Origin of the sequence: Mycoplasmopsis anatis (assembly GCF_900660655.1) — a bacterium.
In the GTDB taxonomy this organism is placed as follows: domain Bacteria; phylum Bacillota_I; class Bacilli_A; order Mycoplasmatales; family Metamycoplasmataceae; genus Mycoplasmopsis; species Mycoplasmopsis anatis.
Window position 1 is genome coordinate 325790 of the sequence record NZ_LR215035.1, and the last position, 16553, is coordinate 342342.

At 27.7% G+C, this 16553-nt stretch carries 15 protein-coding genes and 1 pseudogene; 10 read left to right on the forward strand and 6 right to left on the reverse strand.

The annotated features are described in order from the left end of the window. The first annotated feature begins 125 nt into the window (after window positions 1-125). The 5 genes and pseudogenes from EXC66_RS01390 to EXC66_RS01410 all read left to right on the forward strand — a co-directional run bounded on the left by EXC66_RS01390 (window position 126) and on the right by EXC66_RS01410 (window position 3778). A complete protein-coding gene (locus tag EXC66_RS01390; RefSeq protein ID WP_006886927.1) occupies window positions 126-1313 on the forward strand; it encodes a phosphopentomutase in 1188 nt (395 codons plus the stop codon). 191 nt (window positions 1314-1504) lie between these two features. After that, window positions 1505-1831: a hypothetical protein gene (locus tag EXC66_RS01395; RefSeq protein ID WP_006886928.1), complete on the forward strand. Its 327-nt coding sequence runs from the start codon at window positions 1505-1507 to the stop codon at window positions 1829-1831. Between the two features lie 18 nt (window positions 1832-1849). Continuing rightward, entirely contained in the window at window positions 1850-2284 is a 435-nt protein-coding gene (locus EXC66_RS01400) for a transposase (RefSeq protein ID WP_006886929.1), read from the forward strand. Between the two features lie 19 nt (window positions 2285-2303). After that, window positions 2304-3314 (forward strand): annotated as a pseudogene (locus EXC66_RS01405) (nicotinate phosphoribosyltransferase); the annotation flags it as partial. Between the two features lie 2 nt (window positions 3315-3316). Next, window positions 3317-3778: a NanQ anomerase/TabA/YiaL family protein gene (locus EXC66_RS01410; RefSeq protein WP_006886931.1), complete on the forward strand. Its 462-nt coding sequence runs from the start codon at window positions 3317-3319 to the stop codon at window positions 3776-3778. Between the two features lie 161 nt (window positions 3779-3939). Here EXC66_RS01410 and asnS read toward each other — a convergent pair whose 3' ends face one another. The 6 genes from asnS to EXC66_RS01440 form a co-directional block, all read right to left on the reverse strand. Further along, a complete protein-coding gene (gene asnS, locus EXC66_RS01415) occupies window positions 3940-5289 on the reverse strand; it encodes an asparagine--tRNA ligase (protein ID WP_006886932.1) in 1350 nt (449 codons plus the stop codon). A gap of 237 nt (window positions 5290-5526) precedes the next feature. Then, window positions 5527-6333, reverse strand: a complete 807-nt coding sequence (locus tag EXC66_RS01420; protein WP_165166778.1) for an IS30 family transposase — start codon at window positions 6331-6333, stop codon at window positions 5527-5529. 67 nt (window positions 6334-6400) lie between these two features. Then, complete coding sequence (locus tag EXC66_RS01425; RefSeq protein ID WP_112579139.1) at window positions 6401-6697, reverse strand: hypothetical protein; 297 nt, start codon at window positions 6695-6697, stop codon at window positions 6401-6403. Between the two features lie 182 nt (window positions 6698-6879). Beyond that, entirely contained in the window at window positions 6880-7896 is a 1017-nt protein-coding gene (locus EXC66_RS01430) for an HNH endonuclease signature motif containing protein (RefSeq protein WP_006886177.1), read from the reverse strand. After that, window positions 7897-8967 carry a hypothetical protein gene (locus tag EXC66_RS01435; protein WP_006886176.1) on the reverse strand — a complete coding sequence of 357 codons (1071 nt, stop codon included), beginning with the start codon at window positions 8965-8967 and terminating at the stop codon, window positions 7897-7899. A 169-nt stretch (window positions 8968-9136) separates the two neighbouring features. Beyond that, window positions 9137-9808, reverse strand: a complete 672-nt coding sequence (locus EXC66_RS01440) for a recombination protein O N-terminal domain-containing protein (RefSeq protein WP_006886175.1) — start codon at window positions 9806-9808, stop codon at window positions 9137-9139. Between the two features lie 69 nt (window positions 9809-9877). Here EXC66_RS01440 and EXC66_RS01445 point away from each other — a divergent pair, with 69 nt between their 5' ends. The 5 genes from EXC66_RS01445 to EXC66_RS01465 all read left to right on the forward strand — a co-directional run bounded on the left by EXC66_RS01445 (window position 9878) and on the right by EXC66_RS01465 (window position 16533). Then, a complete protein-coding gene (locus EXC66_RS01445; protein WP_006886174.1) occupies window positions 9878-10189 on the forward strand; it encodes a hypothetical protein in 312 nt (103 codons plus the stop codon). Further along, entirely contained in the window at window positions 10182-11813 is a 1632-nt protein-coding gene (locus tag EXC66_RS01450; RefSeq protein WP_006886173.1) for a DAK2 domain-containing protein, read from the forward strand. The genes EXC66_RS01445 and EXC66_RS01450 overlap by 8 nt, the downstream gene beginning before the upstream one ends. After that, window positions 11813-12814 (forward strand): phosphate acyltransferase PlsX, encoded by a 1002-nt coding sequence (gene plsX / locus EXC66_RS01455; protein WP_006886172.1) that lies wholly within the window; start codon window positions 11813-11815, stop codon window positions 12812-12814. Before EXC66_RS01450 ends, plsX begins: the two co-directional genes overlap by 1 nt. 72 nt (window positions 12815-12886) lie before the next feature. Next, on the forward strand, window positions 12887-13585 hold the full coding sequence (rnc, locus tag EXC66_RS01460) for a ribonuclease III (RefSeq protein ID WP_006886171.1): 699 nt from the start codon (window positions 12887-12889) through the stop codon (window positions 13583-13585). Continuing rightward, on the forward strand, window positions 13585-16533 hold the full coding sequence (locus EXC66_RS01465; protein WP_006886170.1) for an AAA family ATPase: 2949 nt from the start codon (window positions 13585-13587) through the stop codon (window positions 16531-16533). The genes rnc and EXC66_RS01465 overlap by 1 nt, the downstream gene beginning before the upstream one ends. The last annotated feature ends 20 nt before the right edge of the window (window positions 16534-16553 follow it).

Sequence of the window (16553 nt, forward strand, 5' to 3'; positions counted from 1 at the left end):
TAATGTGGATAACATTAACAATTAAATAATTAAATAAATATAGATTAAAAAAATGAAAAAATATTTCAATTATCTTAATTTTAAATAAGTATGTATAATATAAATACTATTTTTAAGGAGATAAAATGGCTAAATTTAAACGTATTTTTATGATAGTTACTGACGGATTAGGTATCGGACCTGATCGTGACCAAAAAGCATTTGGTGATAAAGGAGCTAACACAATAAAATCTGCTTCATTAGCAGAAGAATTTAAAATTGATAATTGAAAAAAATTAGGAATTGGTAATATTGCCGAATTAAATGGTAATTATCATGTTTCTAAACCACTAGCATATATGGCAAAAGTACAAGAAGTATCTAATGCTAAAGATACATTGGCTGGTCATTGAGAGATGATGGGAATTAAAACATTAGTTCCATTTCCTACTTTTACTGAAAATGGATTTCCGCAAGATTTAATTGATGAGCTTTCTAAAGCTTTTGATGGTAGAAAGATCATTTGCAATCGTTCTGGTTCAGGTACTGAAGTAATTGATGAATATGCAAAAGAACAAAAAGAAACTGGTGCTATTATTGTTTATACCTCAATGGACTCAGTTCTTCAAATTGCTGCTCATGAAGAGTGAATTGGTTTAGATAATTTAAATAGATATGGCCGTGAAGCAAGAAGAATATGTTCATCAAAACCGGAATGAAATGTTGGTAGAATTATTATTAGACCATTTATTGGTGAAGATGGAAAATATACAAGAACATTTAACCGTCACGACTTTGCTAATCAACCTAGAAAAATGATATTGAATAAACTTCAAGATAAAGGAGTAGAAGTTATTTCGATTGGTAAAATTAATGATATCTTTGTTGGTCAAGGAATTTCAAAACACTTACCAAGTGGTTCTGATGACAAAGGAATGGACATAACAATTGAATTAGCAACTCAAAAAACTGAAAATAAATTTATTTTCACAAACTTAGTTCAATTCGATTCACATTACGGACATCGTCGCGATGTTCACGGATATGCTCAAAACATAGCAAATCTTGATGTTAAATTAGGAAAACTAATTAATGTAATGAACGAGGATGATTTATTAATAATTACTTCTGACCATGGTAATGATCCACTTTATCCTGGATTTAATCACACTAGAGAATTTTTACCAGCTACTATTTATTCAAAATCTTTTAAAAATCCAAAGGTTTTACCAAATTTTAATGGTTTAGGTACATTAGGTAATATTGTTGCAAGAAACTTTGGTGCAGAAATAGAAACCGAAACTGGTGATGATATTTTTGATCAATTAGTATAATTAAAGACACTTGTCTTTTTTTATTATCTATAATAATATATTGAAGTCATATTTCTCATATTAAAAGTATTTTAATTAGATTATTTTGTTAAGGTTTTAATTTCTTAAAAATGATAAAAATTAATAATACTTAAAAAGATAAAAGCGATATATTTAGTAAAATATATAAGATAAAAATTTTGGGAGGAATTATGGATAAAAGTGTTGATTTAGAGAGAGCAAAGTTAATCGCTGAACAAATTGTAGAATTAAAAAATAATCTTAGTAATTTAAATAAAGAACTAAAAGAACTATTTAAAGATACTGATGTTCCTGTTAAAGAAATTTTATCTAGTGGAGGACAATTAGTTTATGAAATTATTAAACCTAAACCAAAATTTGACTATGTTACTTATTCTGCATTTTTATATCAAAGTTTAAAACAAGGAAAAACTTTATCCGAAGAAGAACTTGACGATCTACTCCCTCAATTTACTATTGAAAAGAATGAGCGTTGATCATTAAAAGTAAAAAAATAAACATTAGAGGTAATTAATATGACATTGAAACGATTAAATGAATTAAAAATCAAAAAAACTTCTGAGATCCGTGAAAAGTTATCCTTTATTATCAATCTAATGTTAAAAACAGAATTTGAATTATTCTTTGAAAATTTAAATAATTCAATCTTGAATAAAGACGAATTGAAGCCTCAAAGAAATGGTTCATACAAAAGAAAAATTCAAACTAGATATGGTTATCTTTACTATGATTATCCAAGAATTAGAAATTATAAATTTGCCTCTAAAATTTTTTCCAAGCACAAAGTTAAATTACCCGAATTGGAAGAATTATTAACTATTATTTTGGAAATGAATCCAATTAATCAACCTGAACTCGAAGGGGCTTTGAGAGATTTTTTTACTACCAAATTTTCAAACGAATTTTATAAAAAGATAACTCCAATTATAACCAGATACTTAATGAAATAAACAGTATTTTGAAAGGAAATTTATGATTAATATGAAGAAGTATACTGCTTCTTATTTTGAAAAAACTAAAGTAATTTTAGAAAATGAGAAACCTAATAATATCATTGTTCTACAGTTTTTTCAAAGAAAAGATAACGCTATATTAGCTGGAATGAGTGAGGTTCTTGAATTATTGGAAGCTGAAACAGATATTTCAAAATATACAATTAGATATTTACCCGATGGGTCTCACATTAATAATTTAGATATTGTTTTAGAATTAGAAGGACATTATCATGATTTTGGTATTTGAGAAGGTGTCATTGATGGAATTTTGGCTAGAAGTACATCAATAGCTTCAAATGGATATGCATGTGTGCGAGCAGCTAAAGGCAAACCTATTATTTTTATGGGAGATAGAGCTGACCATTACATTAATCAAGAAATAGATGGTAGAGCTATAGCACTCTCTGGAATTAAAAGCGTTTCAACAGATGCCCAAAGACAGGAAACTTCAGATGAAGTTTTTGGATCTGTTCCTCATGTGTTAATTCAAGGTTTTGGTGGTGATTTAGTTGCTGCTATGCAAGCATACCACAAGCATTTTCCTAATAATAAACTAATTGCATTAGTTGATTACCATAATGATGTAATTTCTGAATCAACTAAAATTTTTGAAGCTATGGGAGATAAAATTTGAGGTGTTAGATTAGACACATCTAAAAATATGGTTGATCATATGTTCGATAATGAAGAGGCTCAGTACGGTGTAAATATTGAACAAGTTAAACGTCTCAGAAATCATCTTGATAAAATAGGAGCTAATAGTTATAAAATTGTTGTATCAAGCGGATTTAATCCTGAAAAAATTGAATTATTTGAAGAAAATAACGCACCGGTTGATTTTTATGGTGTAGGTCAAAGTATTTTTAAACTTTCCAATTCTTTTTCAGCTGATGCTACTATATTAAATGGTAAACCTGAAGCTAAAGAGGGTCGTGGTTACAGACACAATCCTAATTTAATTGTTTATAAGTCTAAAGGGAGATAATTATGATTTTTGATAAGTTTACAAACATGCATAAATATAAAAATATTAGTAAAGAAATTGAAACCGCTTATAAATGATTGAAAGAAAATGATATAAAAACCTTTGAAAATGGAAAACATCACATAACAGATAAGATTTGGTTACTAAAAAAAGAAGTAAGGCCTACTGATCTAAAAGACTTAGTTTGTGAAATGCACTATGAAACAATTGATATTCACTTATTTTCTGGAGTAGATGAGCTAGTTGTATTTGCCCCACAAATAGATCTATCTGCAAAAGATATTATTAAAGAATACGATAAACAAAGCGATACTGTATTATTCAAAATTAAGAACAAAGAGACTGTTATGAATTTAACTGAAGACTCGTTTATGTTATTTATGCCATTTGAAACACACTGTCCAGGTATAAATCCTAATATGGAAGTAATAACAAAATACATTATTAAAATTAAAGTATCTTAAAACAAGCACAAGTACAAAGTTTGTGCTTTTTTATTACCTGTATTAATATAATTGATTTAATAATACAAAGATTTATTTGAGTATTTAGCTAAATATTTTGAAGTTTAATTGAATAAAAATATAAAAAATATCACAAACTTAGTTCATGATATCTTTATAAATTACATTCTGATATTTCCGGCAGTTCTTGGATATGGAATTACATCTCTAATATTATCAACACCAGTTACATACATTACTAAACGTTCAAACCCTAATCCAAAACCGGCTGAACCGCTATCACCAAATTTTCTTAAATCTAAGTATCAAGCTAGATCATCAGCGGGAATATTTAACTCATTAATTCTGTTTAACAATTTATTATAGTTAGCTTCACGTTGAGAACCACCAATTAATTCTCCAATTCCTGGCACTAATAAATCAAAAGCTGCAACAGTTTTTTTGTCATCATTTTGATACATGTAGAATGCTTTAAAATCTTTAGGGAAGTTAATAACAGCTACAGGACCGTTAAATAACTGCTCTGAAATGTATCTTTCATGTTCGGTTGCTAAATCTAAACCGAATTTAATGTCTTTATTTTCGAATTTATCTTTAACTTTTTCTAATTCTGCAATCGCATCCTTATAATCAATAATTTGTAATTCATTGTCTAAAAATTTATTTAACCTATTAATAAGTTCTGGATCGTGATGTTTAACTAAATAATCAAATTCAAATTTATTTTTAGCTAAAGTGTTTCTAATAACAACTTTTAGCATATCATCAGCAAGATGAATAATGTCATTTAAATCATAAAAAGCAACTTCTGGTTCAACCATCCAAAATTCTGCGGCATGTTTTTTAGTATTTGAGTGTTCAGCTCTGAAAGTTGGTGCAAAAGTATAAACTTTATTCATTCCAATTGCATATGATTCAGCATGAAGTTGTCCAGTAACACCTAATGTTGATTTTTTACCACCAAAGAACGGGTTTTTAGAGTTATCATCAACATTAAAAGTTTCACCAGCTCCTTCTCCATCATTTGAAGTAATAATAGGACTCGACATGTAGTAAAAATCATTTGCAATGAAATATTTGTGAATTTCTTGTGCTAGTGTTGAACGAATTAACATTGTTGCACGTAAAATATTTGTTCTATGTCTAATGTGTGGTAATTCTCTAAGTAATTCAAGAGAAATATCTTGGTTTTGAATTGGAAAATCTTCTGTATTTTTCAACAACTTAAACTCACTAACAACTAATTCTATCGGTTGAGGAGCACTAGGTGTAGCAATTAAAGTTCCTACAGCTTCAATGGCCGCTCCAATTTTAACTGTATCTAATAAACCAAAGTCAAAGTTCTCACCTTTGATAACTAATTGTAAGTTATTTACAGTTGAACCATCATTTAAATTTATAAAACGCATTTTATTATTTCCACGGTTTGATGAAACTCAACCTTTAATCTTGAAGTTTTCTCACTTGTCGTAATAATTTGGTTTTAATAAGATTTTTTTAACTGAATGCATTTTATACTCCTTAAGCATTAATAATTATTTTTTATATTATACTAATAATTTTTTTATTCAATTCAATTAACTAGTATAAAAATTAAATTGTAAAGTGGAAAAGTCATGCGACCATTATTTTTATTTAAAGAGCTTGAAGTACGATAGTGCTTCAATATTTATAATTATATTGATTTTTTAATTAAAAAAGCACATCAAAAGAATCGGTCATGACCGATTTTTAAATTTTTTTCAATATTATTTTGAGATAAGTAATAAATATTCGTTAATTCTATTGATCATTATTTGAATTTGATCATCAGAAAATTTGTCCATTGAAATACCTTTAGCAATATATCTTCTGATATGTCTATGAATGTTCTCGATAGAACCTTTTTGATATGAGCAGTACGCGTCACATTTGTATAAATTGTTTTGATTAATAACTTCGTGTAACAACACGTTCTCGGAGTCGTTGTCAATTGTTAAAGTTTTGATTTTTAATGCGTTATTTTCAATAATTTTAATCAATGATTTTTTAACTGCTAATGAAGTTTTTAGTGACCTAACTGAATAGAGTCTTCTAGATTTTCTATCTAAGAGAGTAACTAAACAATACTTGTCCTCACGTTTGCCAATAACTGTATCAAGTTCGTAATGGCCTTCTGTAGTTCTATTGTTAGCTTCCTCAGGTCTTTGATGAATTGGAATTGCATTTTTAAGAGAACTTTTTTGAGTTTTAACAGTTCTCTTTCGGTATTTTCCTACCGAAAGAAATTGCAAAATATCTATAGATAATGAAAACTCATTTGACTTTAAGCACTTATATACAGTGCTTGTCGTAGGACAAGGACTATCAGGGTAATGTTTTTTAAATTTATTAACAAGTGCTTTAGCAGAAACTTTTATGGCTCTTTTTGTAAAATCCTTACTAAATCGATTTTTTCTAAAATAGTCAACTTCTTCATTTCAAAATCTAATAAAATCTTTTCATTTGTTTTGAATAGTTTTTGAGTGAAGTCTAGTTCTTCTTGACCTATAAAATATCAAATGTTCAGCTAACAAATTAAAATCTATATAGTTAACATAGTTAATATAATTGTCGCAATTGCGACAAACTTTCTTAAATTTCTTAACAAAATCACCTTGATTTGTTGCAGAAATTTTTAATAGTTTTTGGTTGAAATCTTACAATGTTTGAAACTTGAGAAATGGTTTTATTTTGCCCTATTAACCTTAAACATTCATTAAAATGAAGAATACTCATTTGATTCTCTTTCAATAGTCTTGTTTTTAAGACTTTCGAATGTAATAACCTAATTTCTTCATCAGAATTCTTTATCAAATAATGATTGTTAGGAAGATGTTTTTGTTTAGTTTTTATACACACAACTTTTTCAAGAGAATTTTTAATATTTGCTATAATCATATTGGGTCCTTTCGTATTTTTTGTTCACTATTATTTTACTAAAAGACCCGATAAATAAAAACAGTCATGCGCTAATGGTCGCATGACTTTTCTATTTTACGATAAAAATTAAATGAACGAAATGTATTTCCAAGTTTCGTTTTCCTATGTTTAGACAAAAATGACACCTTTGGTGTCAAAATTTATTTATGTCTTTTTAAGTAAAAAGCGATTATTTTTTCAATAGTCATTTTTATATATTTCTCATTGTTTTTTAAGTAGTCAAGAAAATCGTTATGTATATTTAGTTTCTTTTGAACTTCAAAAATTTTATTGATTATCATCATTTTTTGTAAATCATTACCCTTGTGTATTATGTTATGACAAGAGGGACAAAGAGGTACCAAGTTCAAATAAGAGTTTATTATTTCGGTATTTAATTTTTTAACGTTGTACATATTTCTGAAGTGTTCTCTTGGTATAAAATGATGTAAATGTAATGAAGTTAATGATGGATTTTTCTCAAAGGAATCTCAATTAATGCTGTCCTTGTTTATACATATATTCTCATCTACAGAACATATACATCTATTAGGAAATAAATCAAATACTTTTTTTCTAATTCCTGGTGCTATTTCTAACGCTTTATAAACTATCTTAGGATATGGTTCAAGTGGTATTTGTTTTATAAATCTTTCGCAAAAATCTTTTAATTTATTTATATCATCAGTAGATTTTAATGCATCTTCTGAAACATAATAAAAATATTTAGATTTTTCTTTCCTTCTGTTTGATACAGTTTTAATTTTTATTCCATAATTCTCTTTTCAACCATTTACTGGAAAAAGATCTTCAAAATGAAAATTTAGAAATGAATTACTAGAATAATCACTAAAACAATATTCTTCAAATGATTTTCCTAAAAAAATGTAGTAATATTTTTTACCAAAATGTTTAGCTATAGAAACTAACATGCAATCAAAATTAAAATTCTTAACTCATCTTAAAAATTTGTCTGATCTTATTCTTATTTTTGTTGGATCCTTAGTTAAACACATAGATTGTATGTTAGCAAAAACAATTCTATCATCAGTTATTTTGGGATAAGATTCTCTAATTATTTTCAAAACATCTGATTTTAAAAATAATTCTTTGTTTTCAATAGTATTAATATTTTTTTCATCATTTAAAATATCAATTACTCATGAATAATTAGGCATTTAAATTTCAAACTCCTTAAAAATATCTTGAATTAATTTACTTGGAATATGACTTGCTGGACCAGCCTCACTTAATTGTATTGGTGTTTTTTTATCTTTTTGTGAAATTTTAGATTTACTTTGTTTCATAACAAAATCTAAACCACCCATACCAGATTTTACATTTCTAGCCTTTATCATTTTATTTATAGATGAGATACCAATCATTCTACTATCTAAACTTTTAGGAACTTTAGTATTTGGGTCATCTTTTAAGACATAGTATTTTACTCCGTCAATTTCTTCAATTGTGTATGGAGGTTCAATTTTACCTTTTAGTAGTTCCATTTTAACATTACTCAAAAAATATGTTGGTTTGGTTGTTAGAAAACCATATTTACCATAAGAAGCTTCATTTAAAAAGCAATTTTCTGGATTATAAAAATCTTTTCTGTTCAATGTTATGTATTTTCAGATTAGTGATGATTTAGGGTTTTCAATATATCAATATTTTGGTTTAAAGTTTTGGATTAATTCAATTGAATTATCAACACATTTTTTACCTAATTTAGCTATATATAATTGTGTATCAGCATCAAGATTTTTTGTAAAACCACTTTTTAAAAGTTCAAATTCATTTTTTGATCTAAAAATTAATTTTGTTCTATCATTATTATATTTTCAAAAGCAAGTTCCACCACCTTTCATATTCAAGACACAACTGAAAGACTGACACAACGTAGATGAAACGATTATGTCAGGTTTTTTGATTTGACCTGATTCAATCATTTTTTGAAATATTTCTGTGATATTCTTTTGTGATAAGTCAATTCAAATATGATTTTGTCTAGTTGGTTCAGTAACATCAAAAGTATAAATTTCATAATCATATTTTTCATTATCATTCAGTGCTTTAAATACTGAATTTTGACCACCACCAAATAAATCTCAAACAATAATTTTTTGTTTTTTATTTAAATTAGGAACAACGTTTTTATTAATCAAATTAATTTTTTGCTCATTGTGCGAATGAATATTTAATTCAGAGTATGTATTATAATTATTTTCTATATCATTTAGTTTATTTTTCATTTGTTCCTTTCTAAATAATTAAATTTTAAAAATTATGAATTTACCGAAATTTAGAAATAAAAATTGGGTAAAAACATAATTTTAAATCCTATTTATTTGTAAATTAATTATACAATATTAAATCTTTAATTTGTGGAATCGTAAAAATATTTGCTAAAAATGTGAAACTTTAGTTAAAGTTAGCTCCATGATCATAAAGAATATTAAGAAACTGATTTTTTAAATATTTATTGATTTGTGCTCCTGCACTTTGAATGTACAAATTATAATCATAAAAAAGATTAAAAATTGATTTTAAATCTTCTGTTGGAATAATTTCATATGCGTGATTTTGACATAAAAAACCACCATTATAAACTTTAAAATCTACAATTCTTTTTATACTTTTACACTCACTACAGTAATTAAGTATAGGTTTAATTCCAAAAAATTGAATCAATTTACTAAGTAATACGGTTATTAAAAAATTATTTTTTCCTTTACCAATATTGTCTATAAAATAGTTGTAAAAGTTAATCATATTGTTTTTTGAATTAAAATTTTGTAATATTTTGCATATTAAAATTATCGTTTTTATACTGCTTGAACTATTTTGCTTAACTTGTTTAATAAGTGTAGCTTTTTTTAGCTTCCCTACACTTCCTTTTAATCTAGCTTTAAAGTAACTAATTTCAATGATAGAACCAAGAAACAAATTATAACGATTCTTACTACTTACTTTGGTTAAACCAAAAGCATAAAGTTGCAAAATACCTTCATTAGTGAGAAATGTTAAAAAGCTTTTATTATCATCGGAATGATTTATTTTTAGTAATATAGCTTTACATTTTGTTTCAGACATAAATATATTATAATTTTTTTAAAACTAATTTAAAATATTGTAAGTATTTACTTACACAAAAGAGGCATAATGGATTTAGAACAAGCAAGAGAGATTTTTTTACAGGTTTTAAGTAGCATCCCTGGTATTGTAAGTATTCATGAAATTAATTTAAACAGTGAACAATCTGAGAGCGAGACTGATAAAAATATTTATGAGATATTACAAGTTGAAAAACTTCAAAAAGGGTGACGCTTTGGATGCTCATTAAAAATTTTATATGGACTATCAGCTAAAAGCATTGTAAATCAAATATATAAACAACTTAAATTTATTTTAAGTAACAACAAAGAAAAACTTTATGGTATAAACATCTTTATTAAAGGAGTACATTATGAGTAAGAAATTAGATGGTAAGCTGTTTGCTCAAGCAGTTATTTCAGGTTCTAATGCTCTTGTGAATGCTAAGAATAGAATTGATGCATTGAATGTTTTTCCTGTTCCGGATGGAGATACTGGAACAAATATGGCTTCTACTATTCAAGGTGCAGCCTCAAAAATGAATTTTGAGCAAGCTAACTTAAGCAAAATTTCAGATGAAATTGCAAAAAATATGCTTCTAGGGGCACGTGGTAATAGTGGAGTTATTTTAAGTCAAATTTTTCGTGGTTTAGCTAATGGTTTTGTTTCAATTAGTGCAGCTAGCACCCAAGATTTAATTTTTGCTTTTACTGCTGCGACCAAAAAAGCTTATAGTGCAGTATTAAAACCAATAGAAGGAACGATTTTAACAGTTATTCGCGAAACAAGTGAAATGCTTTCTAAAGAATTTAAAGATCGTAACGATGTCGAGCTAGAGGAATTTTTTAAAAAAGTTGTAGATTTTGCACGTATTTCTTGTGATAATACGCCAAATAAATTAAAGACACTTAGAGAAGTTGGGGTTACTGATAGTGGTGGTGAAGGACTTTATACTATCTTTAACGGAATGTATCAATTCTTTGCTGGAAAACCAGTTGAAATTTCTCAAAGCAGTGAACAAATTGATAAATTTATTAACGATACTGAAGTTTATAATGGTGAATTTGGTTATTGTACTGAATTTATCATAGATTTATCGAATCCTACAAGTTTTAATAAAGAAGAATTTACCAAAAGTATTGGTGAAATAGCAACAAGTTTAGTTGTAGTTAATGATGATAATATTCTTAAAGTTCACGGCCATACAGTTAAACCGGGTGATATGCTTAACTTTGGACAAAATTATGGTGAATTTATTAAGATTAAATCTGAAAATATGACGCTACAAGCCAATAACTCAAAAGCAACTGCTGAAGACCTAAAAGAATCTAAAGATGAACAAAAGAAAAGTCTTTGTGGAATAATTTCATGTAATTTGGGTACTGGAATTATCGAAAGAATGCGTGAATATGGTTGCGATTATATTATTGAAAGTGGTCAAACACAAAACCCAAGTGCACAAGATTTAATTGATGCTATTAACTCTGTTAATGCAGAAACTGTGTTTGTTCTACCAAACAATTCAAACATTTTACTTGTATCTCAACAAGCAGCTCAAGTGGTAAATGATAAAAACGTTATTATTATCCCAACCAAAACACAAATCGAAGGAATTACTGCTTTAATCAATTTTAACAAGGATAACACAGCTGAAGATAATCAAGAAATTATGCTAGAAGCGATTAAAGATGTTACAACTGGTGAAGTTACTAAATCAGTTCGAACAACTAAACTTAATGGTATAAACATTAAAGAAGGTGAATTTATTTCAATTACTCGTGGTCAAATTATTGCTTCTTGCGATACTCATTTAGAAGCTTCTAAGAAACTAATTACTAGAATGGTTAAGAAAAATCACGAAATTATTAGCATTTACTATGGTGATGTAGCTAGTGAGTCTGATGCGATTGAATTGCAAAATTGAATCGAAGGAAATTATGATATTGAAGTAGAAATAATTAACGGTAACCAACCTAATTATCAATTTATTATAGGTGTTGAATAATGAATTTTAAGATTGCATTTGATGTCAACGGAAACGATAAAGGTGTAGAGGCTTCAATTAAAGCTTCGCTTTATTTTGTAAAAGAAAATCCTAACATAGAAATCATACTTGTTGGGGATAAAACTCAAATTGATAAATACTTGGTTGAACAACATAAACAAATTAGTGTTATTGACAATCCTAATACCGTTAAATTCGATGAGAATATTAGAAATATGCTTCGTGAAAATACTTCTATGAAAGAAGCTATTAATTTAGTTAAAAATAATCAAGCTGATGCAGTAATTAGTAGTGGTGATTCTGGTTCTTATTTAGCTCTTTGCACATTTGTTTTAGGTAGACTTGAAGGAGTTTCTCGCCCCGCTTTTATGCCTATTATGCCAACAGTTAAAGGAAAGAAGTTTTTACTTTTAGATGTAGGTGCTAATCTTAATACTAAAAGTGATTTTTTAGTTGAATGAAGTGTTATAGCGAATGAATATGCTAAAGTTCTTTTAAATTTGGAAAATCCTAAAGTTGCATTATTAAACATTGGTACTGAGGAATATAAAGGCCTTGAAATTGCACGTGAAGCACATCAAAAACTTCTACAAAATAAGAATTTAAATTATGTTGGATTTCAAGAACCTAGAGAGATATTGAATTACACAACAGATATTGCAGTTATTGACGGATATGGTGGAAATTTAGTGCTAAAATCTCTTGAAGGAGCTATACTGAGTTTTAAAGACTTAATAAAAGAAAACATAATGAAGAAAACTTTAAGAAAAATAGGCTATTTATTTCTTAAAGGAGCATTTAAAGATGTATCTGAAACATTAGATTATAGAAATGTTGGAGCTGCTTGAGTTATAGGGTTAAAAAAATTAGCCATTAAAAGTCATGGTTCAAGTGACTATAAATCTTATGTGGGTGCATTAAATCAAATTAAACTAGGTTTAGATAAAAATTTAAATCAAAAAATTTCTGATTCTCTTAATATTTTTTCATCAACTAAATAGTTGATGTTTTTATTACTTATATTTATAAAATAAAATATTAAAATATATAATATAGAAATAAAGTAGGGACAAATGGACATAATAAAAGCAAAAACTTTAGATGAATTTTTTCATTTTAATGATATAAAGCCAAAAAATAAATCATTATATATATTGGCACTGACACACCCATCCAAAAGTCAAAATAATAAATTACAAAGTTATGAGCGTCTTGAATTCTTAGGTGACTCATTACTTCAGTTTATAACAACATCTTATATCTACAAAAAATATCCAAAAATGTTACAAGGTAAAGGTACATTATTACGTTCTAAAGTTGTAAGTACAGCATCACTTTCAGAAATTTCACAAATGATTGGTCTCCCTAAATTAGTTTATTCAGCAGGTGGTGAAGCTGCTAGAGAAGTAAAGTCTTCATCAAATGTTCAAGCTGATTTATTCGAGTCGATCACTGGTGCAATTTTTGAGGATTTAGGTTTAAAAGAAACTATAAAATTTGTTGGCAAATTTTTATATCCTGCAATTGATAAATTTTACAATAAAGAAAATAAGGATGCTAAAACAGTATTACAAGAAATTTTTCAGTCGATGAATAAAATGTCAGTTGTTTATCAAGTAGAAACCCTTGATGAAAAGCACTTTGTTGCTAAAGCGATTCATGATGGTATTGTTTATGGAGAAGGAGTTGGTTTAAGTAAAAAAGAAGCGGAAATTAAAGCTGCTGAAAATGCACTAAAAAAACTTAATCTTGAAACCAAGGAGAACAAATAATGAAATTAGTTAAAATCGAAGCCCATGGATTTAAATCATTTGCAGATCCAATTACTTTAAGATTTGATGGTGGAGTGTCTGGAATTATCGGACCTAACGGTTCAGGTAAAAGTAATATCAACGATGCTATTAAATGAGTTTTAGGGGAACAATCTTCACGTGAATTACGTGGTGATAATATGGATGATGTAATTTTTGCTGGTTCTAAAATCATTCCAGCTATGGATAAAGCATATGTTACATTAACATTTGATAACCGTGAACATTTATCTAAATTTGAAGAGGATTACATATCAATAACTAGAAAAATCACTAGAAATAAAGGTAGTGAGTATTTTATTAATGGTGAACCTTCAAGACAAAAAGATATTAAAATGATTGCGATGGAAACTGGAATTGGTAAGTCATCGCTTGCAATTATTTCCCAAGGTACTGTTGCAGAGATTGCAGAAGCTACCGATGAACAAAGACGTGGTATATTCGAGGAAGCTGCTGGAGTTTCTAAATATAAACTAAAAAAAGCTGAGACTGAACGTAAACTAGAGAAGACCTCTCAATCGCTAAGTCAAGTTAAAACAATCATTAACGAATTAGAAAGACAAATTAATCCGCTTAAAAAACAAGCCGAGAAAGCACAGTTGTTTTTAGAAAAAACTGAACAGTTAAAAAATGTTGAAATAGCACTTTTAGGTAGAGATATCACAGTTGGAACAGAAAAGTTAAATGTTTTAACTGAGAAACTAAGAGGTGTGGATGAAACTAAGGCCGACTACAGAAAACGTATTGATGAATATAACAAAAAATGCTCTAAATTAAGTATTGATATTAGCGATCTTAGACGTAGTATTAATGAAAAAAATGGAAAGATTACTGCTTTAAGAGAAAGTTATAACGCTTTATCAATTGCTGTAGAAAAAGAAAAACAAAGAAAAGAATTAATTGCATCAGGTCAACTAAGAAGTAATAATTCTGAAAGACTTAGTGCTCTAAAGGATTTAATCGAAACTTCAAAGCACCAATTAAAAACTTATGAAGAGCAACTCAGTGAATTAATCGCTAAAAGAGATGAATTTGAAAAATTAAATGAAACTCTTAGAGAAGAAAAAAGAAGAATTGAATTAGATAAAAACGAAAAAAACAAGAAAAAAATTGAAATAGAAACTAATATTAGAATCTTAAAACAACAGAAAGAAACTCATAGTAATCTATTTAAAGGAACTAAAACAATTCTTGATAATCAAAGATTATTCAAAGGGTATAAAGGTTTAGTGGCTGATTTGATTGAAGTTAATAGTGAATTTCATACAGCAATAGACACAGTTTTAAACAACGCAACACAATATGTGGTAGTTAGAGATAGCGAAACAGCAGTTGAAGCAGTTAATTTCCTAAAGAAAAATCGCGGCGGAAGAGCAACATTTATTCCAATGAGTTCAATCCAAGCTAAAAGTGTACGCGATGATCATCTTTTAGCAATTCAAGGATATCCTGGTTTTATTGGTATAGCATCTGATTTAGTAAAATATGCGCCTGAATTTAAGCTTCTAGCTAAATTCTTACTTGGAAATATAATCGTTGTTGAAGATGTTGAATCAGCTAATAAAATCTCTGAAATAATTGATAAAAAATACATGATTGTAACTAAGGATGGTGATACTATAAGAGTAGGTGGTGTTGTTGTTGGTGGAGAAAAAATCAACAACACTAATTCACTACTTGGAATTGATGAACAAATCCTTAAATTAGAAAATTTACTTCCACAAATTAATGAATATCTTGATGCTAAAGAGAATTTATCTTACGATATTTCTAACAAAATTGAGCAACTATTCAGAAATAAAAATGAAATTGATAAACGTTTAGTTTCAATCTCTGAAGCTAAGAAAAATATCGAAAGACAAAATATCGAATATTCAAATGAATTAAAAAATTTAACTACTGAAGAGATTAAATTTAACGATCATGTTAGTGATGTTAATGTTGTTGATATTGAAGTGGTTAAATATAAATTAGACGAAATTGAATCATCACTTAAAGTTGATTATGCACTTTTAGAAAGATACGAATCAGATTTTTCTAGATATACAAGCGAAAAATCAGAATTAGAAAGTTTATTAACAGATTTAATTCAAGACTATAGTGATGATTCTACTAAGTTTGAATTAACAAAGCGTTCACTTGAAAATGACAAATTTAGACTTACAAATTATTACAATTTAACTCATGAATATGTTCTGGCTAATTATGTGCTAGAAATTGATCCTGAAAAAGCCAGAGAATTTGTAGATAAAACACGCGAAGAAATTGAAAAAATCGGTAATGTAAATATAGAATCTATTGAACAACTAAACATTATTCAAGATCGTTATGATTTAATTAAGAAAAATAATGACGAACTTGAAGAAGCTAAGGAAACAATTATTGCTACTATAGCGGAGATGGATAAATTAATTATCACTAGATTACTAAATATTGTTCATGATGTTAATAAAGAATTTGATGAAATTTTTAGAACTATGTTTGGTGGTGGAAGTGCAAAAATATACTTCACTGATAAAAATGATATTCTCAATAGTGGAATTGGTATTGAAGCACAGCCTCCAGGCAAAAATATTAAAAATCTTAAACTCTTCTCAGGAGGAGAAAAATCACTTATTGCAATCTCGCTACTTTTCGGAATCTTAAAAGCACGTCCTCTACCACTTTGTATCTTAGATGAAGTAGATGGTGCACTTGATGAAGCTAATGTAGTAAGGTTTGCAGAATACTTACAATCACTTAAAAATAAAACACAATTCTTAGTCATTACTCACAGACATGGTTCAATGTCGCGTATGGACAACCTCTTTGGAGCAACTATGCAAAAACGTGGAGTTACAACATTCTTTAGTGTTGAATTAGCTCAAGCTAAAACTATGGTTGATGATGTAAAAGTTGAACAACAATAATATTAAATTGTTTATCATTT